The organism is Moritella sp. 5 (assembly GCF_018219455.1).
Taxonomy (GTDB): Bacteria; Pseudomonadota; Gammaproteobacteria; order Enterobacterales; family Moritellaceae; genus Moritella.
Genome location: NZ_CP056122.1, coordinates 4,782,019 through 4,808,507, shown reverse-complemented (window position 1 = coordinate 4,808,507; position 26,489 = coordinate 4,782,019). Strand labels below are relative to the sequence as shown.

At 38.7% G+C, this 26,489-nt stretch carries 31 protein-coding genes; 16 read left to right on the top strand and 15 right to left on the bottom strand.

Going from position 1 to position 26,489, the window contains the following annotated elements; genetic code table 11:
• Window positions 1-54: 54 nt before the first annotated feature.
• From HWV01_RS21500 to HWV01_RS21475, 6 genes are all read right to left on the bottom strand, one after another.
• A complete protein-coding gene (locus HWV01_RS21500) occupies window positions 55-435 on the bottom strand; it encodes a holo-ACP synthase (protein WP_211673410.1) in 381 nt (126 codons plus the stop codon).
• On the bottom strand, window positions 411-1,367 hold the full coding sequence (locus tag HWV01_RS21495) for a hypothetical protein (protein WP_211673408.1): 957 nt from the start codon (window positions 1,365-1,367) through the stop codon (window positions 411-413). Before HWV01_RS21495 ends, HWV01_RS21500 begins: the two co-directional genes overlap by 25 nt.
• On the bottom strand, window positions 1,364-1,657 hold the full coding sequence (locus HWV01_RS21490) for a hypothetical protein (protein ID WP_211673407.1): 294 nt from the start codon (window positions 1,655-1,657) through the stop codon (window positions 1,364-1,366). Before HWV01_RS21490 ends, HWV01_RS21495 begins: the two co-directional genes overlap by 4 nt.
• Before the next feature lie 23 nt (window positions 1,658-1,680).
• Window positions 1,681-1,851, bottom strand: coding sequence for a rubredoxin (locus tag HWV01_RS21485; RefSeq protein ID WP_211673405.1), 171 nt, complete (start codon window positions 1,849-1,851; stop codon window positions 1,681-1,683).
• A gap of 18 nt (window positions 1,852-1,869) precedes the next feature.
• Window positions 1,870-2,358 (bottom strand): DUF4442 domain-containing protein, encoded by a 489-nt coding sequence (locus HWV01_RS21480; protein WP_211673403.1) that lies wholly within the window; start codon window positions 2,356-2,358, stop codon window positions 1,870-1,872.
• A 484-nt stretch (window positions 2,359-2,842) separates the two neighbouring features.
• Complete coding sequence (locus HWV01_RS21475; RefSeq protein ID WP_211673402.1) at window positions 2,843-3,706, bottom strand: YicC/YloC family endoribonuclease; 864 nt, start codon at window positions 3,704-3,706, stop codon at window positions 2,843-2,845.
• Window positions 3,707-3,828: 122 nt separating this feature from the next.
• Between HWV01_RS21475 and rph the strand changes: the two genes are divergently transcribed.
• Together rph and pyrE are read left to right on the top strand one after the other, a co-directional pair.
• Window positions 3,829-4,560 (top strand): ribonuclease PH, encoded by a 732-nt coding sequence (gene rph / locus HWV01_RS21470; RefSeq protein WP_211673401.1) that lies wholly within the window; start codon window positions 3,829-3,831, stop codon window positions 4,558-4,560.
• Between the two features lie 144 nt (window positions 4,561-4,704).
• Window positions 4,705-5,346 (top strand): orotate phosphoribosyltransferase, encoded by a 642-nt coding sequence (pyrE, locus tag HWV01_RS21465; protein WP_211673400.1) that lies wholly within the window; start codon window positions 4,705-4,707, stop codon window positions 5,344-5,346.
• Window positions 5,347-5,449: 103 nt separating this feature from the next.
• On the opposite strand, the gene slmA is transcribed toward pyrE, so the two are convergent.
• The 3 genes from slmA to coaBC all read right to left on the bottom strand — a co-directional run bounded on the left by slmA (window position 5,450) and on the right by coaBC (window position 7,838).
• A complete protein-coding gene (gene slmA / locus HWV01_RS21460) occupies window positions 5,450-6,043 on the bottom strand; it encodes a nucleoid occlusion factor SlmA (protein ID WP_211673399.1) in 594 nt (197 codons plus the stop codon).
• 28 nt (window positions 6,044-6,071) lie between these two features.
• Window positions 6,072-6,530 (bottom strand): dUTP diphosphatase, encoded by a 459-nt coding sequence (gene dut, locus HWV01_RS21455; protein WP_198155594.1) that lies wholly within the window; start codon window positions 6,528-6,530, stop codon window positions 6,072-6,074.
• 90 nt (window positions 6,531-6,620) lie between these two features.
• Window positions 6,621-7,838 (bottom strand): bifunctional phosphopantothenoylcysteine decarboxylase/phosphopantothenate--cysteine ligase CoaBC, encoded by a 1,218-nt coding sequence (gene coaBC / locus HWV01_RS21450; RefSeq protein ID WP_211673398.1) that lies wholly within the window; start codon window positions 7,836-7,838, stop codon window positions 6,621-6,623.
• A gap of 211 nt (window positions 7,839-8,049) precedes the next feature.
• Between coaBC and radC the strand changes: the two genes are divergently transcribed.
• The 5 genes from radC (at window position 8,050) to mutM (ending at window position 10,795) form a co-directional block, all read left to right on the top strand.
• Window positions 8,050-8,724 (top strand): DNA repair protein RadC, encoded by a 675-nt coding sequence (gene radC, locus HWV01_RS21445; protein WP_211673397.1) that lies wholly within the window; start codon window positions 8,050-8,052, stop codon window positions 8,722-8,724.
• 151 nt (window positions 8,725-8,875) lie between these two features.
• Window positions 8,876-9,112, top strand: a complete 237-nt coding sequence (gene rpmB, locus HWV01_RS21440) for a 50S ribosomal protein L28 (RefSeq protein ID WP_006030956.1) — start codon at window positions 8,876-8,878, stop codon at window positions 9,110-9,112.
• Between the two features lie 11 nt (window positions 9,113-9,123).
• Entirely contained in the window at window positions 9,124-9,279 is a 156-nt protein-coding gene (gene rpmG / locus HWV01_RS21435; protein ID WP_045108636.1) for a 50S ribosomal protein L33, read from the top strand.
• 176 nt (window positions 9,280-9,455) lie between these two features.
• Window positions 9,456-9,920 (top strand): hypothetical protein, encoded by a 465-nt coding sequence (locus HWV01_RS21430; RefSeq protein WP_211673396.1) that lies wholly within the window; start codon window positions 9,456-9,458, stop codon window positions 9,918-9,920.
• 62 nt (window positions 9,921-9,982) lie between these two features.
• On the top strand, window positions 9,983-10,795 hold the full coding sequence (gene mutM, locus HWV01_RS21425; protein ID WP_211673395.1) for a bifunctional DNA-formamidopyrimidine glycosylase/DNA-(apurinic or apyrimidinic site) lyase: 813 nt from the start codon (window positions 9,983-9,985) through the stop codon (window positions 10,793-10,795).
• A 20-nt stretch (window positions 10,796-10,815) separates the two neighbouring features.
• Here mutM and coaD read toward each other — a convergent pair whose 3' ends face one another.
• Entirely contained in the window at window positions 10,816-11,301 is a 486-nt protein-coding gene (gene coaD / locus HWV01_RS21420) for a pantetheine-phosphate adenylyltransferase (protein WP_211673394.1), read from the bottom strand.
• Window positions 11,302-11,348: 47 nt separating this feature from the next.
• The gene (locus HWV01_RS21415) at window positions 11,349-12,353 is read right to left on the bottom strand and encodes a glycosyltransferase family 9 protein (RefSeq protein WP_371816348.1); all 1,005 of its coding nucleotides are present in this window, start codon (window positions 12,351-12,353) and stop codon (window positions 11,349-11,351) included.
• 93 nt (window positions 12,354-12,446) lie between these two features.
• Here HWV01_RS21415 and HWV01_RS21410 point away from each other — a divergent pair, with 93 nt between their 5' ends.
• Together HWV01_RS21410 and HWV01_RS21405 are read left to right on the top strand one after the other, a co-directional pair.
• Entirely contained in the window at window positions 12,447-13,154 is a 708-nt protein-coding gene (locus HWV01_RS21410; RefSeq protein WP_211673393.1) for a 3-deoxy-D-manno-octulosonic acid kinase, read from the top strand.
• A gap of 94 nt (window positions 13,155-13,248) precedes the next feature.
• On the top strand, window positions 13,249-13,914 hold the full coding sequence (locus HWV01_RS21405; RefSeq protein WP_211673392.1) for a TetR/AcrR family transcriptional regulator: 666 nt from the start codon (window positions 13,249-13,251) through the stop codon (window positions 13,912-13,914).
• A gap of 84 nt (window positions 13,915-13,998) precedes the next feature.
• Here the strand turns inward: HWV01_RS21405 and waaA are convergent, their stop codons facing one another.
• A complete protein-coding gene (gene waaA / locus HWV01_RS21400) occupies window positions 13,999-15,306 on the bottom strand; it encodes a lipid IV(A) 3-deoxy-D-manno-octulosonic acid transferase (protein WP_211673391.1) in 1,308 nt (435 codons plus the stop codon).
• Between the two features lie 86 nt (window positions 15,307-15,392).
• Between waaA and HWV01_RS21395 the strand changes: the two genes are divergently transcribed.
• Window positions 15,393-16,478 (top strand): glycosyltransferase family 4 protein, encoded by a 1,086-nt coding sequence (locus HWV01_RS21395; RefSeq protein ID WP_211673390.1) that lies wholly within the window; start codon window positions 15,393-15,395, stop codon window positions 16,476-16,478.
• A 68-nt stretch (window positions 16,479-16,546) separates the two neighbouring features.
• Here HWV01_RS21395 and HWV01_RS21390 read toward each other — a convergent pair whose 3' ends face one another.
• A complete protein-coding gene (locus tag HWV01_RS21390) occupies window positions 16,547-17,314 on the bottom strand; it encodes a glycosyltransferase family 25 protein (protein ID WP_211673389.1) in 768 nt (255 codons plus the stop codon).
• A 282-nt stretch (window positions 17,315-17,596) separates the two neighbouring features.
• On the opposite strand from HWV01_RS21390, the gene glpE reads away from it, so the two are divergent.
• From glpE to hldE, 3 genes are read left to right on the top strand one after another with little or no spacing between them, the layout of a single operon-like run.
• Window positions 17,597-17,917 (top strand): thiosulfate sulfurtransferase GlpE, encoded by a 321-nt coding sequence (gene glpE, locus HWV01_RS21385; RefSeq protein WP_211673388.1) that lies wholly within the window; start codon window positions 17,597-17,599, stop codon window positions 17,915-17,917.
• Window positions 17,918-17,925: 8 nt separating this feature from the next.
• A complete protein-coding gene (gene glpG / locus HWV01_RS21380) occupies window positions 17,926-18,774 on the top strand; it encodes a rhomboid family intramembrane serine protease GlpG (protein ID WP_211673387.1) in 849 nt (282 codons plus the stop codon).
• Between the two features lie 17 nt (window positions 18,775-18,791).
• Complete coding sequence (gene hldE, locus HWV01_RS21375) at window positions 18,792-20,213, top strand: bifunctional D-glycero-beta-D-manno-heptose-7-phosphate kinase/D-glycero-beta-D-manno-heptose 1-phosphate adenylyltransferase HldE (RefSeq protein WP_211673386.1); 1,422 nt, start codon at window positions 18,792-18,794, stop codon at window positions 20,211-20,213.
• An 88-nt stretch (window positions 20,214-20,301) separates the two neighbouring features.
• Here hldE and HWV01_RS21370 read toward each other — a convergent pair whose 3' ends face one another.
• Window positions 20,302-20,703 (bottom strand): flagellar basal body-associated FliL family protein, encoded by a 402-nt coding sequence (locus tag HWV01_RS21370; RefSeq protein WP_211673385.1) that lies wholly within the window; start codon window positions 20,701-20,703, stop codon window positions 20,302-20,304.
• A 138-nt stretch (window positions 20,704-20,841) separates the two neighbouring features.
• Between HWV01_RS21370 and HWV01_RS21365 the strand changes: the two genes are divergently transcribed.
• From HWV01_RS21365 to HWV01_RS21355, 3 genes are all read left to right on the top strand, one after another.
• Window positions 20,842-21,474: a chorismate lyase gene (locus HWV01_RS21365; RefSeq protein ID WP_249185399.1), complete on the top strand. Its 633-nt coding sequence runs from the start codon at window positions 20,842-20,844 to the stop codon at window positions 21,472-21,474.
• An 18-nt stretch (window positions 21,475-21,492) separates the two neighbouring features.
• Window positions 21,493-22,353, top strand: a complete 861-nt coding sequence (gene ubiA / locus HWV01_RS21360) for a 4-hydroxybenzoate octaprenyltransferase (protein WP_211673384.1) — start codon at window positions 21,493-21,495, stop codon at window positions 22,351-22,353.
• A gap of 542 nt (window positions 22,354-22,895) precedes the next feature.
• Complete coding sequence (locus HWV01_RS21355; RefSeq protein WP_211673383.1) at window positions 22,896-23,762, top strand: hypothetical protein; 867 nt, start codon at window positions 22,896-22,898, stop codon at window positions 23,760-23,762.
• Window positions 23,763-23,907: 145 nt separating this feature from the next.
• Here HWV01_RS21355 and plsB read toward each other — a convergent pair whose 3' ends face one another.
• Window positions 23,908-26,343, bottom strand: a complete 2,436-nt coding sequence (plsB, locus tag HWV01_RS21350) for a glycerol-3-phosphate 1-O-acyltransferase PlsB (RefSeq protein ID WP_249185398.1) — start codon at window positions 26,341-26,343, stop codon at window positions 23,908-23,910.
• Between the last annotated feature and the right edge of the window lie 146 nt (window positions 26,344-26,489).

Here is a 26,489-nt window from a genome sequence, read left to right as displayed (position 1 = left end):
TAATACCAAACTAATAAGATTGGTATTTCTCCTTTTCTAATAGTTAAGTTTAATTTAGGCTTCAATGATGACAAACGATTGAACATAACCTCCACTATGACTTAAGGATAAGTTAATGTTCCAGTTAGCTATAAGTGGATATGCCGCTATTATTTTATCTATCGATAAATATGGACTTCCATCAATATTTTTTTTAAGTTCAATATCTATCCATGCCCATTGAAATGAAGACGGAAGTGCTTTAAAAAAGGCTTCTTTGACACTAAATAAAGTGGCTAATCGTTCAGTTTTATTTTTTCCATTGCATATATAACCAATTTCATTCTGGGTGAACATTAGGTCTGGATAAAGTAGCGATGAAATATATTTCATTTCATCGACGACTTGAATATCGGTCCCTATCCCAAGGATCATGCTACGAGTAGCTCCATCCATATTTCTTCAAGTTCTTCTACATCACTCACTTTTATACCTGTTATATTTTCTACAACTTTAAAAATAATTTGCTTAACTTCTTTTTCCTCACTCGCAGGATCTCGTTTACAGTTATCATCAATTGCATCCCACCAATTTACATGAGTATCACGTTCTTTGACTCTATTTTCCGAGTTGCCATATATCTCCCCATCTTCACGCATAAACATTATCGCCATACTTAAAACATCACGTATGTCAAACTCACCACTATCAACCAGCGCTTTAGCAAATGATACGAAATTACGCATGTGTTGAGACTCGTCTAAACTAATTTTTCTAAACAATGCTATAAGTGCGGGATCTGTTGCTGCGTCAGCAAAATCGTTATATTGAAGCGTTGCTATGCCTTCAGACATAGCTAAAATTGTTAGTGTTCTTAGCATATTGTCATCAGGATATATTCTTCTAAAATCTATAATTTCCTTATCAGACGGTACTGCATTTAGAATAGGGCTGTCTGTGTTTTCATTAGCAGCATAAGATAGATATAAGAAAGCCATTTCATGATGGCTTTCTTCTTCATTCCAATAGCGGCTCCAGGTACCACATGCTTGCATTACTGCTGATAATTGAGGGTTTGTATTTAACCATTTTTGGCATTCGCTATCGGCTTGACGAGTCAGTCTATCGGCCCCAGGTTTTGTTGTGATCTCTGCAAATCCGGCATTTTTTATGTAGGATCGTTCTAGCATTGTTAAATTAGGAAAATCAATTTCATTGATGAAGTCAGTCACACTCCATCGCCTAGCTTCATGATACCTATGTTGTTGCCAGAACGTTTTAAATAAGCCATTATCGTTTGTTGTAATCGCTGCCCATACATTACGTTCTACATTTGGTTTATTTCCGCAAAGAGGAAGTTTAGTTTTATTTATATCTAAAGTATTCACTGTCTTACCTCTAACTTTAATTTTGTTGTTTCAAATAAGTATTCAACCACTTCATCCATTGTTGTACTTAATGGCAAGGCTGGTAATTTAGGAGCGACTTGATATTTTTTCTTTATTTGAATTGCGGTATATGCAAACACTTCCATTAAATCAACGCTATTAATTAGTTTTGGTGATGTATGAATTAATTCAGATAAAGTGAAATGTGACTTCGAAATTATTGTTTTCGATATATTTGAGTGCTTTGATATGGTATCTAACACTAATTCTTTAAATTCATTTTTAATCATAAAAATCCCTTTTTTATTTTAACTTAAGTAGTTAGTTCGACCATATCGAATCTGTTTTTACCCATTCCACAATCAGGGCAAACCCAAAATTCGTCAACATCATCCCATCTTGTACCCGGTGATATTCCTGAATCTGGGTCTCCATTTTTTTCATCGTAAACCCAGTCACATATCTTACAAATATAAGTTTTCATGTTATTTCCACATAAATATTATTTCTTTTTGGTTTTCCATGCCCAAATGAATTCAGCATCAACAGGGTTATTATCACTACTATCTGTAATAACGACTTTTACTGATGCCTCCCCCCTATCTGAATTTTTGATATCTGATATTTGAGTTTCGGTTAAACTTGCTGTTGCTTTCAAATTACCATCAGCGCGGTGGACGTATTTAATATTCATAGATTTGAGTAAAGGAATACGATCATCAGGAACGTGCATGCCAACTAAAAAACCAGTAGCTGATTCGCCCAATAATGCGGTTGCCGCAGAATGAATGCCACCAATATGATTTTGTACTGTTTCGTTGTTTTCGAGATGTAGAATTGCATTGTTAAAATTAAGTGATTTAACTTGAATACCAGATTGCCCAAAAAATTTAACTTTTTCACCAAACATTGAAGATAACTGTAATGAACTTATTTCTTCTGATTGTTTAGATATCTTGTTTACAATGGTACTTAAATTGTTAATAGACATTTGTTAGGTTCCTTATTTATAAATTATGGTTATCAAGATAGTAGCTCTTTTATTTATCCATGTATAAAATGTGGATATATAACGTTGTTACCGTAATGTTATCTATGTGTTAATTCAAATTCATTTACAATGAATTACTTTAGGGGTACTCATTTGGGGGTGTTTGGCTTGATGTTGTAACTTTAAGTGTGACGATTGTCGCAGATTAAGAGCACGTTCTAGATGTTTGTCTCTTTGGTTTTATTCAAATAATGCTTAGATAGAAAGTGGGATTTGGATTAATAATACAGTCGGTTAATACTTAGAATCGAGCGATGAGTGATATAATCGAGAATCTTGATTAATTTTGTCGGTACTCAATATTATTTAGTTAAATAGCATGAATTTAATAGCCTTTGATACTTTAGTTTTAGGCTTATCATTGAAAAAAGCCCTCTGCTAATAAAAGAGGGCTTTGAATTATCGTAACTTAGTGGTTAAACAATTACTCAATATTCTGTAACTGCTCGCGCATCTGCTCAATCAATACTTTAAGCTCTACCGCAGACTTAGTGATGTCTGTGCTGATAGATTTAGAACCTAGGGTATTTGATTCGCGATTGAATTCTTGCATCATAAAATCAAGACGACGGCCACATGCGCCACCTTTTTTCAAGATACTGTGCGTTTCTGTTACGTGGGCATTTAAGCGATCGATTTCTTCAGCAACATCTAACTTCTGCGCCATTAAGATAAGTTCTTGCTCAACGCGGGTTTCATCTAATTCGATTTTCGCATCGGTAAATTTCTTTTGAATGCGTTCGCGTTGCCATTCGATGATTTCTGGCATTTTACTTTGCACAAACGCAGCTTGTTCAGTGATACCCGCTAAACGTTGCTCTAGCATCGCTTGCAGTTTTTCACCTTCAGATGCGCGCGACTCTAAAAATTCAGTCAGCGTTTCGTTGAAAAAGCTGAGTAGGTCAGTTGATAACTCACCCATGTCTTTTTCTGCGGCTTCCATTACGCCAGGCCAACGTAGAATATCTACAGGGTTTAGTTTTGCCTTACCGGCTTTTTTTGATACCCAGTTTGCGCTTTCAATTAATTTTTCGGCTAATGCTTCGTTTAACTGTAATGCACCACTATTTGCTGCACTAGCTTCAAAACGCAGGTTACATTCAACTTTACCGCGTTGTAATTGTTTACGGAAACGTTCACGTAATACTGCTTCTAAACCACGAAATTGTTCTGGTAATCGGATGTACGTTTCGAGGTAACGTTGGTTAACCGAACGGATCTCCCATACAGCAGTACCCCAATCACCTTTAAATTCTTTACGGGCATATGCCGTCATACTATGAATCATGTTAAATCCGTTAATTAAAATAAATTAAGCTAATTATACCTTCAGGTTATTACAACTTGCTATAGCGATAGTTTAGCTTAGCTCATATAATATTGGGCAATCATCATTGAAGAGTTAAAATAATGCGTCCAAGTCAAAGAACATTAGGTCAAGTTAGACCTGTAACAATTACCCGTAACTTCACCGCTCATGCAGAAGGGTCTGTATTAGTTGAATTCGGAGGTACGAAAGTATTGTGTACTGCGACTGTTGAAAACAATGTGCCACGTTTCTTAAAGGGTAAAGGCCAAGGTTGGGTAACGGCTGAATACGGCATGCTACCGCGCTCTACGCACAAACGTATGAATCGTGAAGCGGCGCGTGGTGGGCAAACTGGACGTACGATGGAAATTCAGCGTCTGATCGCGCGTTCACTACGTGCTTGTATCGACCTTGGATCATTAGGTGAACACACGATTGTAATTGATTGTGATGTTATTCAAGCTGACGGCGGCACTCGTACGGCTGCTATTACAGGCGCTTGTGTGGCACTGGCAGATGCGATTGAATTCCTGATCCGTAAAGGAAAATTAAAGATTAGCCCAATCAAATTTATGATCGCAGCTGTATCTGTGGGTATCTACAAAGGCGAAGCCGTGTGCGATTTAGATTACCCAGAAGATTCAGATGCTGAAACAGACATGAATGTGGTGATGACTGAAACTGGTAAATTTATTGAGATCCAAGGAACTGCTGAAGGCGAACCGTTTAGCCACGAAGAAATGCTAAGCATGCTCGCGTTAGCGAAAGATGGTATCGAGCAGATTATTGTAGAACAAAAGAAAGCACTCGGTGATAGCTTGATTAAAGCGTAAAGCTTGTTAGAATAGCGGCGCTTATCGTTAGTCGCCGAGCGCTGACAATATTAATTGCCTAATAATATACCCCATATTATTAGGCTTTTTAGGTGAAGTGGCTTTTAGCTAACAACATTTAATTAATCATAATAGGGGAAAACGATGAAAGATTACCAACGCGAATTTATTGAGTTTGCTTTAGAAAAAGAAGTACTTAAGTTTGGTGAGTTCACTCTAAAGTCTGGTCGTACTAGCCCTTATTTCTTCAATGCCGGTTTGTTTAACACAGGCCGTGATTTATCACGTATCGGTCGTTTCTATGCCGCTGCTTTAGTTGATTCTGGTATTGAATACGATGTAGTATTTGGCCCTGCCTACAAAGGTATTCCAATTGCGACAACAACGGTTGTTGCACTGAATGATCATCATGATATTGATGCACCTTACTGCTTTAACCGCAAAGAGAAAAAAGACCACGGTGAAGGTGGTTCATTAGTAGGTGCTGCGCTTGAAGGTCGTATTATGTTAGTTGATGACGTGATCACTGCGGGTACTGCAATCCGTGAGTCAATGGATATCATCCAAGCAAATAACGCTGAACTATCGGGTGTGTTAATTGCGCTAGACCGCCAAGAAAAAGGCAAAGGCGAATTATCTGCAATTCAAGAAATCGAACGTGATTATGCGTGTAAAGTATTATCAATCGTGACGTTAGGTGATCTTGTTTCTTTTTTAGCAGATAAGCCAGAAATGCAAGAGCACCTTGAAAACGTAAAAACATACCGTGAAAACTACGGTATCTAATTAGCAGTGTTAGATATACTGCTGTTATAGAAAATAAAAAGGCTACCTCGGTAGCCTTTTTTGTTTTTATACTTTGAGTAATTAAACATTAACCTGGTAACGATTAACTCTGTAATAGCTGCTTGTGTAAGAAGGTCCACTGTTGATCAAAATCAGTCGTTGGTTTTAATGCAAAGCGGGTGCGAACGTATTGATTAATTCGCCCTTCTGCGTACGCCAGTAATAAGTTGGCTAACGTACCTTCGTCTAAACTAAAACCTGTGGCTTCGCGCATTTTCTTTTCACGTAGTACTTGTTTAAAGTGTGTTTCAATCTTGGCATACAAGGCGCTGATCTGCTCACCGAGACGTTCGTGCTCACCTTGTAGTGCATCGCCAGTCATAATGCGGGTGATGCCAGGGTTCCGCTCGGTAAAGACCAACAGTAGATGCAGGATGTGATGACAACGAGTAATGGTATCTTTTTCTTCATTTAAGATTTGATTAATACCCGCTAATATTGAATCTTCGATAAAGGTAATTAAACCTTCAAACATACGCGCTTTACTTGGGAAGTGACGATAGAGGGCTGCCTCTGAAACGCCGACTTCTTTAGCGAGTTTTGCGGTCGTGATACGCTGACCTGGATGGGTCTCCAGCATATGCGCTAACGCTTGTAAAATTTGTTCTCGACGATTTTTTTTAGTGCTTGTTGACATCTTTTTCATCCTAGAATGGTGTTAACCGTTATTGCTTACCCGAATGGCCAAAGCCACCTTCGCCACGTTCACTGCTATCAAACTCTTCAACGATAGTTAATTGTGCTTGTATTACTGGCACTATCATCATTTGAGCGATACGATCGCCCGGTTGAATACTGAAGCTGTCTTGACCTCGATTCCAACATGAGATCATTAACTCACCTTGATAATCAGAGTCGATTAAACCCACTAAGTTACCCAATACGATACCGTGTTTATGGCCTAAGCCTGAACGTGGTAAAATGGTTGCTGCCATCGTTGGGTCTGCAATATGAATGGCAATACCCGTTGGGATCAAATGCGTTTCACCTGGATTAACCGTGAGTGGTTGTTCAAGGCAAGCGCGTAGGTCCAAACCTGCTGAACCCGGCGTTGCATAACTTGGTAATGGGAATTCTTTACCCACGCGTGGATTTAATATTTTTACTTCTATTTGCTTCATTATTTGTTTCACTGAATATATCAATTGATAGATCTACAATGCTTTGCGTTAGCGCAAGACAAGGTAGAATGTTGAATGTAATTTTAGTTATCGTTATGTATTGGCATTGAATTGGGTTGCAATTAACTGCAGTAATTGTGTTGCCACATCTTGCTTGTTCGCTAATGCTATTTGCGCAGTGCCTTGTGGCCAAAATACGGTCAATGCATTGTCTTCGGCATTGAAGCCTTGGCCGGATTGTGACACGTCATTTGCAGCGATCATAGCAAGATTTTTACGTTGCATTTTGTCGCGTGCATAATGTTCAACATCTTGTGTTTCTGCAGCAAAACCGACAGTAAAAGGAGAATTTTTGAGCGCTGCGACACTGGCTACGATATCGGGATTCTTGACCATTCGAACAATCATTTCGTCGCTATTGGTCTTTTTGATCTTTTGTTCAGCAATGGTTTCAGGGCGATAATCAGCAACGGCTGCACAGGCAATAAAAATATCTTGTTGGTTGATATCAAACATAACGGCATCGTGCATATCAAGTGCGCTGGTGACGTTGATAATACGACACTCTGCGGGTGCTGCTAGTGCAACGGGGCCGCTAACGATGGTGACATTTGCGCCGAGTGAAAGAGCTGCTTGGGCAAGGGCATAGCCCATTTTACCAGAACTGTGATTACTGATGTAGCGTACTGGATCAATCGCCTCACGAGTTGGTCCTGCTGTGATCATGATATTTTTACCCGCGAGCACTTGTGGTTGTGCCGCTGCGGTAAAGAAATCGACAACGGCGGTGACGAGTTCATCGGGATTAACCATTCGACCTGGGCCCACGTCTCCACAAGCTTGGGCGCCTGAAGCGGGTCCCCATAGTGGAACTGCGCGCTGTTTAAGTGTTGCTAAATTAGCCTGCGTTGCGGGCGCTTGGTACATGACTTGATTCATCGCTGGTGCAACGGCAATCGGTGCGGGTGTGGCTAAACACAATGTCGAGAGTAAATCATCGGCAATACCGGCTGTGAACTTGGCAATGAAATTAGCGGTTGCTGGGGCGATTAACACTAAATCTGCCCACTTCGCTAATTCAATGTGACCCATGCCTGCTTCGGCAGCTGGGTCTAATAAGCTATGGGAAACGGGGAATCCAGAGACTGCTTGCATGGTGAGCGGGGTAATGAATTCTTGTGCTGATTGGGTCATCACGACGCGTACTTCTGCGCCTTGTTCCGTTAAGCGACGCGTTAATTCTGCACATTTGTAAGCAGCGATGCCGCCCGTAATACCGAGCAAAATGCGTTTATTGGCAATTACAGTCATTGTGTATTCCACGTTAAAATCTGAAAGGTTATTCTAATAACGTAATAACAATACCATAATTAAATTATCAGATGCTAAGGTTTGTTATTAATTTTATACACGTCATTATCAAATCCATAAATTTGAACTATTTCACTGTTTTATCATTATCTAGCTCTTTTATTCATCGAATTACTAAGCTAACAGGATGTTATGTTAAATGGGAATTCAGATGAAATTAAAAGCATTACCCAGAGATGAGATGCCCCGAGAGAAGTTGGTTAAGTTTGGCCCACAATCACTATCCGATGCCGAGTTATTGGCTATTTTTCTACGTACTGGTATTAAAGGGACGAATGTGGTGATGTTGGCTCGGCATATTTTAGCTGAATTTGGCACGTTAAGATCCTTGTTTGCTGCGAGTGAACATGAATTCTGTCAAACGAAGGGATTAGGCGTGGCAAAATATGTACAATTACAAGCCACTGTTGAGATGTCTCGGCGCTTTTTGGCCGAAAAGTTAGAGCGCGGTGATGTGTTAACTAACCCCCAAGAAAGTCGAGATTACATACGCGCAAAATTACGCGATCAGCCTAATGAAGTCTTTGCGGTATTATTTTTAGACAATAAGCACCGAGTTATTCGCTTTGAAGAGTTGTTTTATGGCACAATAGACAGTGCTAGTGTTTATCCGAGAGTTGTGGTTAAAAAAGCGTTAGAAAGAAATGCTGCGGCAGTAATATTTGCCCATAATCATCCTTCTGGCATTGCTGAACCCAGCCGTGCAGATCGTATGATCACAGATAAACTTATTTCAGCCTTACAATTAATTGATGTTAAAGTCCTCGATCATTTTGTTATAGGTGACAGTGACATAGCGAGCTTTGCAGAGCGAGGATGGGTATGAATTTTATATTTATGACCATCTGAGAAATATAAAAAGCTTGCTCTATGTTTTAATTTACTGTATAAAATGCCGCCTTTAGCACGCGTCTTGGGCGACGGCCAACAAGACGCTGTATATTTGCTCGAGCAAGAAAATATTTGGAGAAGACGACATGTCTAAAGTATGCCAAGTCACTGGTAAAAAACCAGCTGTTGGTAATAACGTTTCTCACGCAAAAAACCGCACTCGTCGCCGTTTTTTGCCAAACCTACATACACACCGTTTTTGGGTTGAGAGCGAAAACCGCTTTGTAAAGTTACGCCTTACTTGTAAAGGTATGCGTATTATTGATAAAAAGGGTATCGATTCAGTTCTTGCTGAAATGCGTGCCCGTGGTGAGAAGGTTTAAGGAACTCTATTATGCGCGATAAAATTCGTCTGAATTCATCTGCTGGTACAGGTCACTTCTATACCACTGATAAAAACAAAAAAAACATGCCTGAAAAAATGGAAATCAAAAAATTTGATCCAGTTATTCGTAAGCACGTTATGTACAAAGAAGGTAAAATCAAGTAATCTTTGGTTTTATGTTCAAATATTGAAAACTCAGCTTTTGCTGGGTTTTTTTTTGCCTAAAATTCCTTGTTTCTATCTTGCCCAATCCGACATTTTCACGTAATTTGCATATACTTATTGATGTATATACCCAAACTACTTCAAGATGCGATATCAGAGAATTAGAAGGATTTAATGTGCAGTTATCACGACGAGGTTGGAATAACGTATTGATATTTGCGGTACTGGCGATGATGCTGGTATTTCAATATTCAGGAAAAAAAATAGAAGGTGATGAGTCTGCTGGTCAATACCAAACGGCGTTACCTGCTCATGCTGTTGTATTGTCGATGCAGTTTGATAATATCCAGATCCAGCGTGTGGGTAGCCAACTTGCTACGTTACCGGAGTTAGGACTTTCACAACCGCAACTTAAACAAATTATTAAAGCGTGGGAAACGGCCACATTTAAGCCTGTGGTTAACGATATTGTGATTGCTAATTTGGCCTACGGCATTAATATATCTTTCGAACTGGCGAACTTATCAGAGCCGATTACGCTGATTTTATACCAAATTGATGGTGGCTATCTGCTACAAAATTGGCAGGGTAAGTTATTGCAAATAGATGAGTCTGAATTACAAGTTTTATTACCTCGCTAGTTATCTTGTTTATTTCCCTTTTTTACCATCAACAGATTAAGTTCTCATATACTGGATTACACATGCCTGAATTACCGGAAGTTGAAGTAAGCCGTCAAGGCATTGCCCCTTATCTCGAAAATGCACAAATTACTAAGATAGTTGTGCGTAATGCACAATTACGTTGGCCAGTGCCAATCGCGATACAGGATGCGGTGGGCTGTACAGTGACAAGCGTACGTCGCCGAGCCAAATATTTATTACTCGAGACTGAAAAGGGCACAATCATCATTCATCTAGGTATGTCTGGTAGTTTAAGAGTGCTTGATTCGACCGTGACAGTCGAAAAGCATGATCATGTAGACATAGTATTGGATTCTGGTAAATGTCTTCGCCTGAACGATCCTAGGCGATTTGGTTCGGTGTTGTGGCAAGTCGGCGATGTGCTTGAACATAAATTATTAGCCAGTTTAGGACCGGAACCGTTGACCGATGCGTTTACTGCACAACGTTTATTTGAGCGCTCGCGATCACGAAAAGTACCGGTTAAGTCATTTCTAATGGATAACCATATCGTGGTGGGTGTAGGTAATATTTATGCCAATGAAGCATTATTCTCTGCTGGGATTAGTCCAAAACGTGCCGCGGGCAAGGTGTCTTTACAGCGTTATAAGGTACTCGTGGAAGAGGTGAAACAAGTATTAGCGAAAGCCATTGAACAAGGCGGTACGACACTGAAAGACTTTACTCAGACGGATGGTAAACCGGGTTATTTTGTGCAGGAACTGCAAGTGTATGGTAAGGCTGGTAAGGCGTGCCCGAAATGTGGTGAAGTATTACAAGCGATGAAGATCGGCCAGCGCAACACGATTTATTGTAATCAATGCCAACGCTAACCTAAGCTTTACTTAACGGGCTATTTTTTTGCAATTTTATCTAAAATAGCCTGGCAAACAATCGGTGCGACAAACTGTGCTACATCGCCGTTGTGAATGGCCACTTCTTTCACCAGTGTTGAAGAGATAAATGAATTTTCTTCAGAGGGTGTTAGGAATACGCTTTCTAAATCAGGACTTAAGCGACGATTCATATTCGCAAGTTGGAATTCATACTCAAAATCAGATACCGCACGTAAGCCTCGAATTAATACGGACGCATTATATTCTTTAGCAAAATCAACTAATAAACCACTAAAGCCTACCACTTCCACATTATTCAAATGTGCTGTTACAGTTTTTGCTAACTGCACGCGTTCATCAAGATTAAAGAATGGCTTTTTGGTAGGGTTAAAAGCCACGCCAACAATGACGTGATCAAACAGTTTTGCTGCGCGTTCGATTAAATCAGTATGACCATTGGTGATAGGGTCAAATGTACCTGGGTAAATTACTTTTACTGTCATGATAATTTCTTACTCTACTCAGTGTTAGTTCAAGGTATATGTAATTATTATTGTATAAAACGTGCTAATTTATTTTTAACGGTTGTGATGCTTATGTTATTCATTAAGTCAGGCCCTTTCGCCCGTTGTCCCCATTCACTGTTTGGTAAATGTTGATGGTAAACTTCAGCGACATCGTTAAGATTATTATAAGGCCCTGTACGTCCCGGATTACTGTGCGCGTATAAACCAACAACGGGAGTTCCTACAGTGGTACTCATATGCGCAGGACCAGTATCGGGTGCTAACACAAGATCAGCATGTTTTAAAATAGCGAGCAATTGCTTCAAGGATGTTTCACCAACAAGGTTATTAATTGGTGTTGTGGTTAGCTGCATTATATCTTTAGCGAGTTGCTTTTCGCTTTCTGTCGGGCCTCCACATATTGATACTTGATAGTCTTGCTCATGCATATAATTGGCTATTTCGGCATAACTTTCTGTTGACCAATTACGTTCTGCTTTACTTGCTGATGGGCAAATAATAAAATTTTTCTTTTCGTGGCTTAATTGTGAATGCGCCCATAAGTTATCTTGGGTTGAAAGTGGGATATCCCATTGCGGAGGTGCGACGGGTACGCCAATCGCTTCGGCAAACGCCATAAAACCATCGAGTACATGGGGTTGTGATTGCGGCTTAATTTTATGATTAGTGAACAACCACTGGCCTTCTTTGGCTCTTGTTTTATCAAATCCCCAGCGCTGTTTGGCTTTAATACATAAACTCGCGATGCTCGCTCGGAGTGCAACTTGCATATGCAGTAATACATCAAACTGACGGTTATTTAATTTTTTCCGTAGGTCTGAATAGCCTTTTAATCCGGCTTTTTTATCAAAAATAATAAATTCAACATTGTTGATGTCCCCAACTAACATGGCTTCTATTTTTCCGATCACCCAAGTGATCTTTGCATTTGGGTATTGTCGCTGAATTGCTTGTACAACAGAAACAGCATGGCAAACATCACCAATTGCGGAAAAACGTAATATACAGATACTCTGTGGAGGGGTCATATTCATCATTTCTAGTTGTTGAATGTAAAAGGCTATTATGCAAATCGTTTGAGGTAATGTAAAATTTATCGACGAAGTTTTTTTGGAGATCACATGTTAATAGAGACACAAGGCGCTAGAGTCTTATTTTTTCAGGACGAATTAAAAGGCGAGATCACCCCTGAATATTTTGATGGGGCATATTGGCAACGTAATAATGCGATTATTGGTTCAGCGTTTGGTCGCGGTATTACCTGGTTCTTTAAAATAAACGATGATGAATTTGTGTTACGTCATTATCATCGTGGTGGTTTGATTGCGAAGTTAATTAAAGATGCCTATTTTTATACTGGGTTAAAGAATACTCGTGCTTACCAAGAATTTGTGGTGACTCAGCAACTTGTGGATAAAAACTTACCAGCACCAAAACCAATTGCTGGACAGATTATTAAACAGGGATTGTTTTATCATGCTGATTTGATTACCGAGAAGATTGCGGGTGCCAACGATTTAGTTGCGGTATTAAAAGATCGTGCGTTAAAGTCTGATGATTATAGACAAATTGGCGCAATGATAAGACGTTTCCATGATGTTGATTTATGGCATGCGGATTTAAATACCCATAATATTATTCTCGATGGAAAGGGTAAGTGGTGGCTTATCGATTTTGATCGCTGCAAATTTAAACCCGCTGCAAATTCGTGGAAAAAAGATAATTTAGCACGGTTAAAGCGCTCTTTTTTGAAAGAACAAAGGAAAGATACGGCGTTCAAATGGCAAGAGACAGATTGGGATTTATTATTCGCGGGTTATCATAATTGAGCGAACATTCTAACAATGGGATATTACACTGTGTCATTTAGCAATAAATGTGCGAGTATTGAGTATTCCATTATAAATCAAAGCGGTCATTTTCATGAAAACCAGAGATAAGATCATTTATACTGCACTTGAGCTGTTTAATGAATGTGGTGAGCGTAACGTGACCACCAATCATATTGCCGCACATTTAGGTATTAGTCCTGGCAATCTTTATTATCACTTTCGTAATAAAGAAGACATTATTGACTCTATTTTTGATCAATATGTTAATTATTTAGCGGAGCATTTTCAACCTCACCGTGAAGGTGACGTGACATTAGAAGTGATGATGAGTTATTTAGATTCGATGTTTGAAACGATGTGGCGTTTTAGATTTTTGTATTACAGTTTACCGACCCTGTTATCTCGAGACCCAAACTTACATAAAAAATATTTAAAATTCCAAGAAGTGTCAGCGCAGCGTGAAGTGGATTTGTTATTCTCTTTACAGAAAAATAAAGTGGTGAATATTCCGATGGAAGATCTGGACGAATTAGCCAACTCGATTAAGGTTGTGCTTGTGTCTTGGGTAAGTTATCGCACCACAATCAGTAAAGATGCAAAAGTATATAAAACGGATATTTATCGTGGCATTCTGAAATCTATCTTCATGATGAAGCCTTATTTCACTGAAAAAGCCCTTGTCGATTATCAGCATATGCGTGAATATTACTTACGTTTAGCGACGGCTGAAACGGTTATTCCTGAGATAAACAGCTAGTTTATTGACTGTGTAAGTATGCAATATGGTTTTTCTTTATCGCTGATTATTTCGTGAAAAGATAAACCATATTGACGATACACACTATTTTGTATTGGCTTGCTTGAGCGTTTGGTCGATGTAAAAGGTTAGTTTTTGCATGATTTTGGTTAATGCGCCTTTGTTCTTTTCCACTACACTCTTTGCTTGTTGACCCATAGTTACTGCAATCTCTGGCTGTGACATTAATTCATTTATCTTATTAGCTAACTCAAGCTCATTATTGACGACAGCAACCCCATCACATGCAAGTAATTGGGCTGTTACGTCCGCAAAATTATAGTAACTTGGACCTGTGATACACGCTTTTGATAATGCGGCTGGTTCTAATAAATTATGCCCACCGACTTTATCTCCAATTAAACTTCCGCCCATAAAGCAAATATCACTGGCAGCAAGTAGCAGTGGCATCTCTCCCATACTATCTCCTAAATAAACATCAATGTTACTTAGGTTTTCTGTCGCTTGAGTTTGGCTGCGTCGTTGTGTGTGAGGAAATTTATCTAAGCAGCGTGTAGCTACATCATCGAAGCGTTCTGGATGGCGTGGTACCAATATTAATAACGCATCATTATGTTGTTGTTTTACTTTTTCAAATGCGGCAAGCACGATTTCATCTTCACCTTTATGTGTACTTGAGGCGATGACGACAGGACGTTGTTTGCCAAACTGTTCGCGCAGTGATAAACCATGATTGATGATGGTATCTGAAAATTGAATATCAAATTTCACTGTACCTGTGACAGAAAGTTGGGTTTGGATTAACCCTAACGTTGTAAAGCGACGTAGATCGTTTTCATCCTGACATAAAACATGGGTCAACTTTTGTAATGGTGCTGAGAATAATGATTGAAATCGTTGGTACTTTTGTTGCGACTTCTCAGACAGTCGAGCATTAACTACTATCGTGGGAATATTTTCATCGTTACAAATAGTTAGCATATTAGGCCATAACTCGGTTTCCATTATTAAACAGAGTGCTGGTTTCATACGGCTAATAAACTGTTTTACCGCACAAGGGTAATCTGCAGGAAAGTACCTGTGTTCAATGTGACCAGTTAAAGCCTCTACACGTTCTGCACCCGTACTTGTTGTTGTCGTAATGAGTAGTGGTTGCTCAGGGTAGTGCTGTTGTAATGCCTTGATAATTGGTGTTGCAGCAATCACTTCCCCCACTGAAACTGCATGGATCCAGATCGGTTGCTGTGATAGCGTTAATTCAGGGGTTATACCTACAAACTCTTTCCAACGGTCGCCAATAGGAGGCTTTCCTTTTTTTGTCTTTAACAGTAAAGAAAATATCAACGGTGAAGTTGCATAAAGTAACGTGGTATAGAGCGTTCGGCTTAGCATCTGGCATTCCCTTCTGGATCAATATTAACAATGTGATAGTATCATAAGCATTGTTAATAATTGAATTCGGAATGAAAAGGCACTATATGAAAATTTTGGTTGTAGGCGATTATGCTAAGATTACAAATGTTAGTAGACCTGAAGTCATGATTACGATCGGCTTTGCAAAAAAAGGTCATGATGTTACTGTTTTTACTCGACCTAATTCTGAATATACCCCTATGTTTGAAGAGCTTGGTATTAAAGTTATTGAACAATATCCGACTAAAAAAGTGTGTTTTAAAACCATTAAAGCGATTCGTGAAGAATTAAGCAGTACACATTATGATATTGTTTACGCTTTAAATTCTAGAACGATTCCGAGTGCTGCTTTTGCTTGTATTGGTTTTCCTGCGAAAATGATTAACTATCGAGGAACCACTGGTGGATTATATCGTCATGATCCCAGTGCTTATTTAACTCATTTACATCCAAGGGTTGATGGCGTTATTTGCGTATCTGATGCTGTAACTGAGGATGTCCGTTCTAAGGTATGGAAAAATAAAGATAAGGTTGTCACTATTTATAAAGGGCATGATTTATCTTGGTATCAATCAGTACCGGGTAACTTATCTGAATTTGGTATTCCTGAAGATGCTTTTGTTGCAATCGCAGTGGCAACAATTCGACCAAGCAAAGGGTTATCAATCCTTATCGAAGCTGTAAGTAAAGTGGCTCATTTAGATAATTTTCATTTGTTACTTGTTGGTTCAGGCATGGATAAAGACCCCTACTTAAGTGCAATTAAAAATTCGCCTTTAGCGGATAGAATTCATTTAGCAGGATATCGATATGATGCACCAGAGTTAAGTGCTGCCAGTGATATATTAATTCAAGCTTCAATTAGTGGAGAAGGGCTTCCTCGCGCTGTTATGGAAGCTATGGGGTATGGTACACCGTCAATTGTAACAGAAACGGGCGGTAGTAAAGAGGTTGTTATTGAAGGTATAAATGGTTGCGTTGTACCAGTTAAAGATGCTCAAGCAATTGCGGATAAGATTGAATATCTTTACAACAATAAAGACTTAGTTCAAGAAATGTCTAAAGTATGCAAGCATAAAATCGAAACGGAGTTTACATCAGAGAGAACGGTTTTAGAGCACATTGCGTATTTTGAAAAAATTATTAGCTGAGTAGGCATACTTAGGTAATAAAGTGATAAATAGTTGCTTCGCTATAACTATTTATCACTTTAAATTACTTATAAATCTAGATTATTATATTTTGCTAAAAAAGCAGCATTATGATGTCGATTTAAAAAGAATTTTTTAATTTGAATAAATTGACGTTGAAAAAAACGATTATTACTCTTATTACGTTTGCCACCCGTGCTGTCAATATCACTTAACATATTTTCATCTTGCGCTGATACGAATGGTAGTAAGCAGAATATATGGATATTTTTTTCCCACCAATATTGTAAATCAGTATCAAAAGGTCTACCAAATCGTTCAGTTTTCACAAGTAGTTCTTTAGCCGCCTTATAGCTAATCACGGTAGCAGAAGCCCCTGTAACGACCTTCGTATAGGCGACTAAATCCATATCTATAAGTCGTTTTTGGTATATTACTTTTTGTTTTATTTCTTTACTGTTATAGCTGGCCAACTTAATATAATCCCATTCAAATGGGATAGCATTTATATTTTCTATTGCTTTATTTAGATCATCTCGCAAGATAAAGTCATCTTCAAACACAATGCCATAATCAAGCTCTTTATCTACAATTGCTTGCCAAGCTTTTCGATGACTGAGGTATGCACCAATTTCACCATCATTTAATTTTCGATAGAATAATTTATGATTTAAATCGCTACTATAGTGTGTGTTTTTTTCCGTTTTAGATAAGTCAGCACCGTAGACGGCTGGTATCCTTGTGAAAGATAAACCAGCAGCTTTTAACTGTTGAGTTGAGGTTTCTAAACGTGAGGTTGATTTATCCAGGTTGATAACAAATATTTCATTATTCATATTAGTTGCTCATAGTTTGCAAATCTTAAAATTAGTACTGTGATTAAATTAATTATTCACAATTGATATCTTCTATCATGGTGTTGAATTTTATAAACATTAATACGCGTTATATCTCGTGCCAGTCTTATTAATGCCTGTTTAGAATTGAAATATAACAGGTTTCACTTTGATGGGATAGCCACCTTTGTGGATGATAATGCTTAAAGAGTACATCAATATTTGGTATCTTTGTTCTTATAGCAAATTTTAGTTCTTAATATCACTAAAGATGAGAAAATAATGGATAGTTTCAAACATATTTCAATTAATGAAGTTCAGCAATTAGTCAGTGATAGTACAGGCGTTAAAATTGTCGATATTCGTGACCCTCAATCATTTACAGATGCACATATTGAAGATTCATTGCATCTCACTGACTCAGTGTTAGGTAACTTCATGCAGCAAACGAACTTTGATGTGCCTGTGGTGGTGGTTTGTTATCATGGGCGTAGTAGTCAAGGCGCGGCGCAATATTTAGTGGAACAAGGCTTTGAAAACGTGTACAGCATGGACGGTGGGTTTGAAGCTTGGCGTCGAGAATGTGCGTTTGTGACAAAATAGGTAATAGCATGATTGAGATTGGTGTAATTAATAATCCACGTATGGCGCAGGCTTTTGTAGATTATTTAGCAGTGCAGAAAATTGATGCGAAAGTCGCACAAACAGAAGACGGGTTTGCGATCTGTTTACCCGCGATGACCCATGTTGAAGTTGCATCACAAGAACTTGATATGTTTTTGGCTGACCCTTATCAAGATAAATACCAAGCAGCGTCTTGGGATGTTGCTGATACGCGTACGGCAAATTTTAGTTATGGTTCGGGTAATATGTTGTCCAACTTTTTGATACATGCAGGTAAAGTGACCCTCACTATTTTTACCTTGAGTGTGGTTGTCTTTGCCGCGATGTATTTTAGCATGTTGACACAAAATGAATTTATATATGCTGCGCTGCATTTTCCTTTTGATTTAAGTGTTTCCTCACTGAGTGAGGTTTGGCGTTTATTTACCCCTGCGCTCATTCATTTTTCAGTTTTACACCTAGTATTTAATTTATTATGGTGGTGGTATCTTGGTGGCCAAATTGAAAATAAGCTGGGCAGTAAAAAGTTATTACTGTTGTTTTTAGTTGCTGCGTTAATACCCAATATCGGTCAGTTTTTATTAGCAGGACCTAACTTTGGTGGTTTATCGGGTGTGGTTTATGCCTTGGTCGGTTATATTTGGTGGACAGGTTGGTTAGCGCCAACACAGGGTATTAGTTTACCCAAGCCTTATGTTGGTTTTATGCTGGTTTGGCTTGTGCTCGGCTTTTTCCCAATATTTGGTCTTAATGTTGCTAACGCTGCACATGTACTTGGTTTAATGGTTGGTTGTGGCCAAGCATTTTTAGACTATAAATTTAAATCTTCTAATTAGAAATTATCGAGAGAATAATGGAAATCATTTTACCTGACTTTAACAATTCAAAAATATTAGTCGTTGGCGATGTAATGTTAGATCGTTATTGGACGGGCGATTCGAGTCGTATTTCTCCCGAGGCGCCAGTTCCAATTGTTAAAGTGAATAATGTTGAAGATCGCCCTGGTGGTGCCGCTAACGTTGCGCTTAACCTTGCGGCTTTAGGTGCTAGTACAAAACTTTTAGGCTTAACGGGTAATGACGAAGCTGCACAAGCGCTATGCGGGAAAATGAATGCTGTCGATGTTATTTGTGATTTTTTGCAATTAGATGATTACCCAACTATCACTAAATTACGTGTATTAAGCCGTGGTCAGCAAGTGATTAGATTAGATTTTGAAGAATCTGTTGCGGCAGTCGATACCCAACCTTTAGTCGCCAAAACGATTGATAATTTTTCGGATTATTCAGTAATGATCGTATCGGACTATAACAAAGGCGCCTTGGTTGAGGTACAACAAATGATCCAAGCAGCAAAGCAACAAGGCGTTAAAGTTTTTGTTGATCCAAAAGGCTGTGATTTTGAAAAATACCGTGGTGCGACCTTGTTAACGCCAAATTTATCGGAGTTTGAAGCGGTTGTTGGATATTGTAAGAATGAACAAGACCTTGTTGAGAAAGGTCGAAAATTAATTACTGAATATGATCTCGAAGCATTATTAGTTACGCGTAGTGAAAAAGGCATGACCTTAATTCGAGCTGAGCAAGATGAGTTTCACCTTCCTGCATTAGCACAAGAAGTGTATGACGTGACAGGCGCGGGTGATACGGTTATCTCAGTATTAGCAGCAGCTGTATCAGCGGGTTCATCACTCGAAGAAGCTTGTGCATTGGCTAACGCGGGAGCAAGTGTTGTGGTTGCTAAAATTGGTACGTCGACGGTAAGCCCGATTGAATTAGCGAACTCTGTTTATGGATCTCATGAAAGTGGGTTTGGTGTATTAAGCGAAGAGCAGTTAAAAATTGCAGTTAAATCAGCTAAGTTACGTGGCGAAGAGATTGTCATGACTAATGGTTGTTTTGATATTCTGCATGCGGGTCATGTGTCTTATTTAAATTCGGCACGTAAACTGGGGCAACGTTTAATTTTGGCGGTTAATTCTGATGCTTCTGTACGTGGGTTGAAAGGATCTGGTCGTCCGATTAATACTTGTGATCGCCGTATGACAGTACTTGCTGCTTTAGGTGCCGTTGATTGGGTTGTGGAGTTTGTTGAAGAAACACCAGAGCGTTTAATCTCTGAATTACTACCTGATGTATTAGTTAAAGGTGGTGATTACAAAGTAGAAGAGATCGCTGGGCATAAACAAGTTCTGGCGAATGGTGGCAAGGTTAATATCTTACAATTTGAAGATGGTTGCTCCACGACTGCGATCATTAATGCGATTAAACGTTAATGCTATTTAAAAGCATAAGTGACTAGCTGATTGTATTAGCGATGTAAATTGATAAAGGAGTAGGCTTAGCGGCTTACTCCTTTTTTGATTACATTAATATATATTTGGTAAATAATAGATTCTCAATCACGGCTTCACCACTTTCTTGTTTTAGTAAGCTGTTCACTTCATTTTGGATCATTTTTCTGATCTCTTCTCGGCCTGTGAGAGAGCGTAAATGTTGTGGTGATTGCTGACCGAGTAATGAAATTATTTTATCCCTGATCAAGGGTTCATGCTTTTCTATCACAGCTAAGCTTTTTTTATCTGCGAGCATAAATTCTATAGAGACACTGATGAAACCAATTTTGTTTGTTTCACTGGTATAGTTGGTAATAATATCCGGCTCTAAGCCGAAATAAATATACACCGGCTTGTGGTCGTTAGCAGATACGGCAGTGGAAGATACTGAGGCCATGATCATGCACAAGAGCCAGAATAATTTTTTCATTTACCGTGTCCTTAGTTAAATGAGTCGTAAAAGTAGGTTGGTTGTGAGTCAGTATACTCACTTTCAAATGATTAATTAAATAAATCAGTTAACAACTTGTGTCCCTGCTTACAATCTTGGTCTGAATAGCAGATAATTATGCCTGATTTCGTTGTTGAAAAAGTAATTTATAATATGTCAGATAATATAAATAATACGCGTACTAGTGAGCAGGCATTACCATGCTACCCCATCGGCTGTGATTCGAAGTGGTTATGGCCAACTATATTAGAAGAAAAATTATCTGCGAATCTTTATGATTGGCTCGTTGATACGGGGTCATTAACTGCTAGATTGAAGCAGCATTGTCAGACATTTACGGTTGAAATATTAGCGGAAGGTCATTATCAACTATCCGACGATGAAAAGATAAAATTAAATCTAACGGATAATTTAGGTTTTGTTCGTGAGGTTCTATTAAAACTTGATGGGATACCTTGGGTTTTTGCGCGTAGCGTTATGCCATTAAATACGCTAACTGCACCGGGCGGTGAATTGGAAAAACTGGGGACCCGTTCATTAGGTAGCGTATTGTTTAACGCGCCTGATATGCAGCGTAGTGAAATTGAAATAGCTGAATTTCATTCACACAGTAAAGTATATTCATTGTCTCATCTGTTTTCATCAGCTCCTAAAGCATCGTTATTCGGGCGTCGTTCGTGTTTTCTATTAGGTGGGCAGTCATTACTTGTTTCTGAAGTGTTTTTACCTGATGCCTTAGCGTATAAATAATAAAAGGATGTTAACTCTATGTCGTTCATGACATCAAAAATGAAAGATTACATACAGCTTACTCGTATGGATAAGCCTATTGGCACCTTGCTGTTATTGTGGCCAACGCTGTGGGCGTTGTGGATTGCTGCTGAAGGCGTCCCTAAATTAGATGTGCTCCTCGTTTTTACATTAGGGGTTATTTTAATGCGTGCGGCGGGGTGTGTCATTAATGATTTTGCTGATCGGCATGTTGATGGTCATGTAAAACGCACTGAAAATAGGCCGCTTGCTTCTGGGCGTATATCAAGCCGTGCAGCGTTGATGTTTTTCTTTGGTTTAACCTTGCTGGCTTTTTTACTTGTGTTGACCATGAATACATTGACGATTCTATTATCGTTTGTGGGCGTTGGCCTTGCCGCGTGCTATCCATTTATGAAGCGTTATACTCACCTACCTCAAGTTGTATTAGGCATGGCATTTGGTTGGGCTATTCCGATGGGGTTTGCGGCGCAATTAGATTCTGTACCGAGTTATGCATGGTTATTATTTGTGGCAAATATCTTATGGACAGTTGCTTACGATACCTTATATGCCATGGTTGATCGAGATGATGATTTAAAAATTGGCATTAAATCTACCGCAATTTTATTCGGTAAAAAAGATAAATTGATCGTAGGGTTATTACAATTGTCATCGTTATTATGTTTAGGATTATTAGGTTGGTTATTGGTTTTACCAAGCGTGTTCTTTATTGGCTTAACAATCGTTGCTGGACTATTTATTTATCAACAATATTTGATTGTGAATCGCGACCGAGAGTCTTGTTTTAAAGCATTTCTACATAATAATTATGTCGGTATGATTATTTTTTCGAGCTTATTTTTAAGCTATTTGTAGGTGGATATCCAGATCATTGGTGTAGTTTGTCGTTACAATTGAAATAAGTTTACCTAGTTATATTGTGTGCCTTTTAAGTCCGCTGAAGAGGCGCACTGACAACATTGATTAGCTACAAAGATAGTAAGCGTAGGTTGCGGTAACTCAGCAGGCAAAGGCGAAATGTAATCGCAGTCGTCCCTAAATGTGCTTCATTAATGAAATTTTTGTTCCTTCCATTAAGACTTCTTATCGTTGAATTAAGTTAGAAAATGTAAGTGATTGCTGCTCTATATTAACTTGAGACCTAATATAGTAGTTAGTAATTATTAATGTTATTCCAATTTTCATTATATTAAAGTTTACTAGCTTTTAAAGCTTGGAATTGAATATGCTGTTATCTCCTTATCTATTGAAACTGTTTGGTTAATCAATTTTATTTTATTGAGGAAGTGACATTAGATACTAATATTTTTTTTCAACAGCCTTTACATATTATTAGTAAAGGATACTAAAAGGTTATTAAAATTAATTATATGACACTCTTTTATTGGGGAAATAATGTGAAAAAAATATTTATTATTTGCGCTGCACTTCTGAGTCTAGGGCTTATTGGTTGTGATGGAAGTAACGGGAATAATTATAAAGAACTTAAGATTTTGCCTCATAAAGCGGAAGTTTACTGGGGGGAGAAGAATGATTTATTGGTATCTTTCAAAACGACCAGCCAAATTAAATGTACTTTACATAACCTTAATACAGGGACTAACTTAGAGTCGAGTGTAGCTAATACTTGTTTTTTTGACCATAGTGACTTGATATCTGAACTTTACGTTGGAGCAAACGACATTACTATTAGTAATCCTAATACAGATAAAGAACTGATGACCGTATCTATTTTTATTCCTGAAGGGTTAGACTTTAATGACGTACTGGTTTGGAAAAAGGTTGGTGATGAATATATGATCACCATTCCCTATCAGCCCTCTTCGGAGGATAAAAAAAATAATCAAACCGCCTATGGATACGCAATGTACACGACATCTTTTGAGACGCCTTTATCTGGTCAGGACGCTATCGCTTTCTGTGAAAGTAATAATGGCTGGAAGCTTCCACTGATAGGTGATAAATATGACCCTGTGGCGCAGAGGCGAGAGGCGTCATACAATACTTTGTATGCTAACTCGGCGTTCATGGCTGAATTGTATGAGGCTAATGATACAACATGGTCAGTTGACTATTTTATGTCTAGCTCGCTCCCCATTATTGAAGTCAATAATCGAGATTCTTTTGACACGTTTAAAAAGGGGGATGATTATTATGGGAATCACGGAATATTTGATGTGCCTAATAGAGGCGGGCCTGGAGCGTATGGTGGCATTACGTCTCCGTTTTTATGTGTGCATGAGGGCGTAACAAAACTTCAATAGTGGTATTTTGGCCATGTAGTCTCTTAGGTGAGTAATCAGGAATAAATAAAAAGGAGCTGAAGCTCCTTTTTATTTATTCAAAACATACAATGTTTAAAGGGAGACTTTTCTATGTTTACGTAATATTCTCATACGTGATAGTTACCTAGTCGTCACTAAATTGTTGACTAAGTATTACATCTGAGATTGTTTGCTTCACTTCAAGCGTGGTCAAGCTTCTGACTATATTCGCTAACTGACTAATTTTATCGGCTTTAGCTGTGCCTTCATCAGATAAGTAGTGCAGTTCTTGGAGTTTATTAATAAAGATAGCGAGCACTTTCTTATCAAAAAACTCTGGCGCACTCACACCATTTAGCGATGATAAACGTTCGGCAATTAACTGACTACGATCTTCGAGTAGGCTCTTTTCAATGACTTGGTTATGCTCTAATACGGTCAGTACAATCGCATAACGTTGTAGCGTTTCTTGGATGCTTGCAGCAAGTAGTCTTAGTGACATTAAGTGTTCGTTAACCGGTATAATGACACTGTCACTATTGACGATTAATCCCTGTGTCTGCATCTCAGTTAGCGTATCAGTGATACAATCATCTAATTCATCGTCTGAATATTTCAAGAACAATTCCGCTTGAATTAACGGATAAAGCTGGCGAACTTTACCATTAATTTCTTCTACACTGGTCCGTGGTTTTTCTGTCACGATTGCGGCAATTAATGACGGTAGTGCAAACAGGTGTAAAATATTATTACGGTAGAAGGTTAATAGTACAGCTTGTTCATATGACATCGATAGCATTTGTCCTAAGCTATCTTCACGTACGGTGAATTTCTTCATCGAGATCGCTTGGTCTAAAATCTCTTCTGCACTGTTTTCTGGTAAGGTACTAAATTCACTATATGGGTTGTTACGAAGTAATTTTAAGTAACTATCAATTTGCTTCACCAAAATTTCTCGGCTCAGTGCCTTATGTGGCGCGGCGTGTAAAATTACTGCGCAAATCGTTAAGGCATTTACCGCTGCGGCACTATTGATATTTATCATCACTTGATTCGCAAGATCGCGAGTTGTTTGGTTTAGCCACTGAGGCTGTTCTTCAACCGGCATATTCATATCATCACGCCAGTTTTCAACGTGTTTGTTTAAATATTGGTTAAGGTTGATCGGTTCACCAAAGTTAACAAATGCTTGGCCATAATTTTTAAGTTTTTTGGCGATCCCAAATACTTGGAATACACTTTCCTTTTTCTTATTAGCCCCTGATAACTCTTTTACGTAGGTGCTCACTTCCATTACATGATCGTAGCCTAGATATACCGGCACTAATGTAATTGGTCGGCTTTGTTCTCTCAGCATCGCTTGTAATGTCATGTTAAGCATACCGGTTTTTGGTGGTAATAAACGTCCTGTACGGCTTCGGCCACCTTCAGTAAAGAATTCAACAGAATATCCTTTTGAGAATAATAAGCTTAGGTACTCTCTGAAGACGGTTGCATAAAGTTTATTACCTTTAAACGTACGGCGTAAAAAGAATGCGCCGCCACGACGGAACATAGGGCCGGCAGGGAAAAAGTTAAGATTAATACCAGCTGCAATGTGTGGTGGGATCAAACCTTCATTGTAAATAACATAAGAAATAAGTAAGTAATCCATGTGGCTACGATGGCAAGGCATAAATACGATTTCATGACCATCGGCGGCAAGTTTCCGCACTTGTTCGGCGTTATTAACTTTGATACCGCTGTAGATCTTATTCCATAACCAGCTCATAAAATTACTGGTGTTTTTTACGAGTTTATACGAAAAATCACTGGCGATTTCATCGATGTAATCATTGGCTCGCTTTTCCGCTTTTTTCGCTGAAATATTATGCTCAGCGATCTCAACTTGAATGGCTTTTTTAACTTCTGGGTTACGCAGTAGTTGTTCAAAAAGTTGGTAGCGGTTAGGTAGTTTAGGACCTGATGCGGCTAATTTTTGACGACTGAAATGGATCTTAGCAACACGAATTAATTTCTGTACGATTTTTTCATCGGTGCCGTGCTGATCGGCCATGAAACGCAGTGATACAGGTTTGTTAAAACGAACTAAGTTATCTTTACGGTTAAGACCCACAATGATTGTTTTACGTAAACGGCTTGGTGAAATACTGTTTGCTAATGATAGTAGTGGTACTTGACCTTCTTTACCGGGTGCGCGGCCCCAAAATAATGCGACTGGCATCAATTGGATATCAAGGGCTTTATCATCTTTATGTAAGCGTAATAGCTGTTGGAATTCGTCAAAAAATACGTCAGTATCTTTTACTCGGCCGAAGAGAGGCGCTGGATTATCTAAGCAAACATAACTGGGTATGATGACCCCGTTTACTTTTATTGGTGTAAGTGGGTCGGGTAAGCCTCGTTCTTTACAAGCTCGTTGTAATGCCACGAGATCGGTCATCGATTTAGTTTTTAAAGCATAAACAATAGGACGTGTTAAATCTAGATTTAACGCATCAACGGGATTATCTGGTACGTACTGAGATTTAACTAAGCCGTTAACGAAACTTCGACTTAACATTGACGGTGTCTGTTGCATAGGTGTTATCATTCTGTTGTTTAAAGTGAGAGAGTGCTTACTCCAATAATATCAGATGTGTAGCCATAAATCTGTGTTTCAGCGCCAGCAAACGATTAATTCATTATTATCCAGATATACTCAAGGCTTATATTGCAAACTTGATA

Excerpts from the sequence above, each read along its gene's own strand:
- HWV01_RS21500 (WP_211673410.1), bottom strand. The coding sequence starts at position 435 with ATGGATGGAGCTACTCGTAGCATGATCCTTGGGATAGGGACCGATATT.
- HWV01_RS21490 (WP_211673407.1), bottom strand. The coding sequence starts at position 1,657 with ATGATTAAAAATGAATTTAAAGAATTAGTGTTAGATACCATATCAAAG.
- HWV01_RS21485 (WP_211673405.1), bottom strand. The coding sequence starts at position 1,851 with ATGAAAACTTATATTTGTAAGATATGTGACTGGGTTTACGATGAAAAA.
- HWV01_RS21480 (WP_211673403.1), bottom strand. The coding sequence starts at position 2,358 with ATGTCTATTAACAATTTAAGTACCATTGTAAACAAGATATCTAAACAA.
- HWV01_RS21475 (WP_211673402.1), bottom strand. The coding sequence starts at position 3,706 with ATGATTCATAGTATGACGGCATATGCCCGTAAAGAATTTAAAGGTGAT.
- rph (WP_211673401.1), top strand. The coding sequence starts at position 3,829 with ATGCGTCCAAGTCAAAGAACATTAGGTCAAGTTAGACCTGTAACAATT.
- pyrE (WP_211673400.1), top strand. The coding sequence starts at position 4,705 with ATGAAAGATTACCAACGCGAATTTATTGAGTTTGCTTTAGAAAAAGAA.
- slmA (WP_211673399.1), bottom strand. The coding sequence starts at position 6,043 with ATGTCAACAAGCACTAAAAAAAATCGTCGAGAACAAATTTTACAAGCG.
- coaBC (WP_211673398.1), bottom strand. The coding sequence starts at position 7,838 with ATGACTGTAATTGCCAATAAACGCATTTTGCTCGGTATTACGGGCGGC.
- radC (WP_211673397.1), top strand. The coding sequence starts at position 8,050 with ATGAAATTAAAAGCATTACCCAGAGATGAGATGCCCCGAGAGAAGTTG.
- rpmB (WP_006030956.1), top strand. The coding sequence starts at position 8,876 with ATGTCTAAAGTATGCCAAGTCACTGGTAAAAAACCAGCTGTTGGTAAT.
- rpmG (WP_045108636.1), top strand. The coding sequence starts at position 9,124 with ATGCGCGATAAAATTCGTCTGAATTCATCTGCTGGTACAGGTCACTTC.
- mutM (WP_211673395.1), top strand. The coding sequence starts at position 9,983 with ATGCCTGAATTACCGGAAGTTGAAGTAAGCCGTCAAGGCATTGCCCCT.
- coaD (WP_211673394.1), bottom strand. The coding sequence starts at position 11,301 with ATGACAGTAAAAGTAATTTACCCAGGTACATTTGACCCTATCACCAAT.
- HWV01_RS21415 (WP_371816348.1), bottom strand. The coding sequence starts at position 12,353 with ATGACCCCTCCACAGAGTATCTGTATATTACGTTTTTCCGCAATTGGT.
- HWV01_RS21410 (WP_211673393.1), top strand. The coding sequence starts at position 12,447 with ATGTTAATAGAGACACAAGGCGCTAGAGTCTTATTTTTTCAGGACGAA.
- HWV01_RS21405 (WP_211673392.1), top strand. The coding sequence starts at position 13,249 with ATGAAAACCAGAGATAAGATCATTTATACTGCACTTGAGCTGTTTAAT.
- waaA (WP_211673391.1), bottom strand. The coding sequence starts at position 15,306 with ATGCTAAGCCGAACGCTCTATACCACGTTACTTTATGCAACTTCACCG.
- HWV01_RS21395 (WP_211673390.1), top strand. The coding sequence starts at position 15,393 with ATGAAAATTTTGGTTGTAGGCGATTATGCTAAGATTACAAATGTTAGT.
- HWV01_RS21390 (WP_211673389.1), bottom strand. The coding sequence starts at position 17,314 with ATGAATAATGAAATATTTGTTATCAACCTGGATAAATCAACCTCACGT.
- glpE (WP_211673388.1), top strand. The coding sequence starts at position 17,597 with ATGGATAGTTTCAAACATATTTCAATTAATGAAGTTCAGCAATTAGTC.
- glpG (WP_211673387.1), top strand. The coding sequence starts at position 17,926 with ATGATTGAGATTGGTGTAATTAATAATCCACGTATGGCGCAGGCTTTT.
- hldE (WP_211673386.1), top strand. The coding sequence starts at position 18,792 with ATGGAAATCATTTTACCTGACTTTAACAATTCAAAAATATTAGTCGTT.
- HWV01_RS21370 (WP_211673385.1), bottom strand. The coding sequence starts at position 20,703 with ATGAAAAAATTATTCTGGCTCTTGTGCATGATCATGGCCTCAGTATCT.
- HWV01_RS21365 (WP_249185399.1), top strand. The coding sequence starts at position 20,842 with ATGCCTGATTTCGTTGTTGAAAAAGTAATTTATAATATGTCAGATAAT.
- ubiA (WP_211673384.1), top strand. The coding sequence starts at position 21,493 with ATGTCGTTCATGACATCAAAAATGAAAGATTACATACAGCTTACTCGT.
- plsB (WP_249185398.1), bottom strand. The coding sequence starts at position 26,343 with ATGCAACAGACACCGTCAATGTTAAGTCGAAGTTTCGTTAACGGCTTA.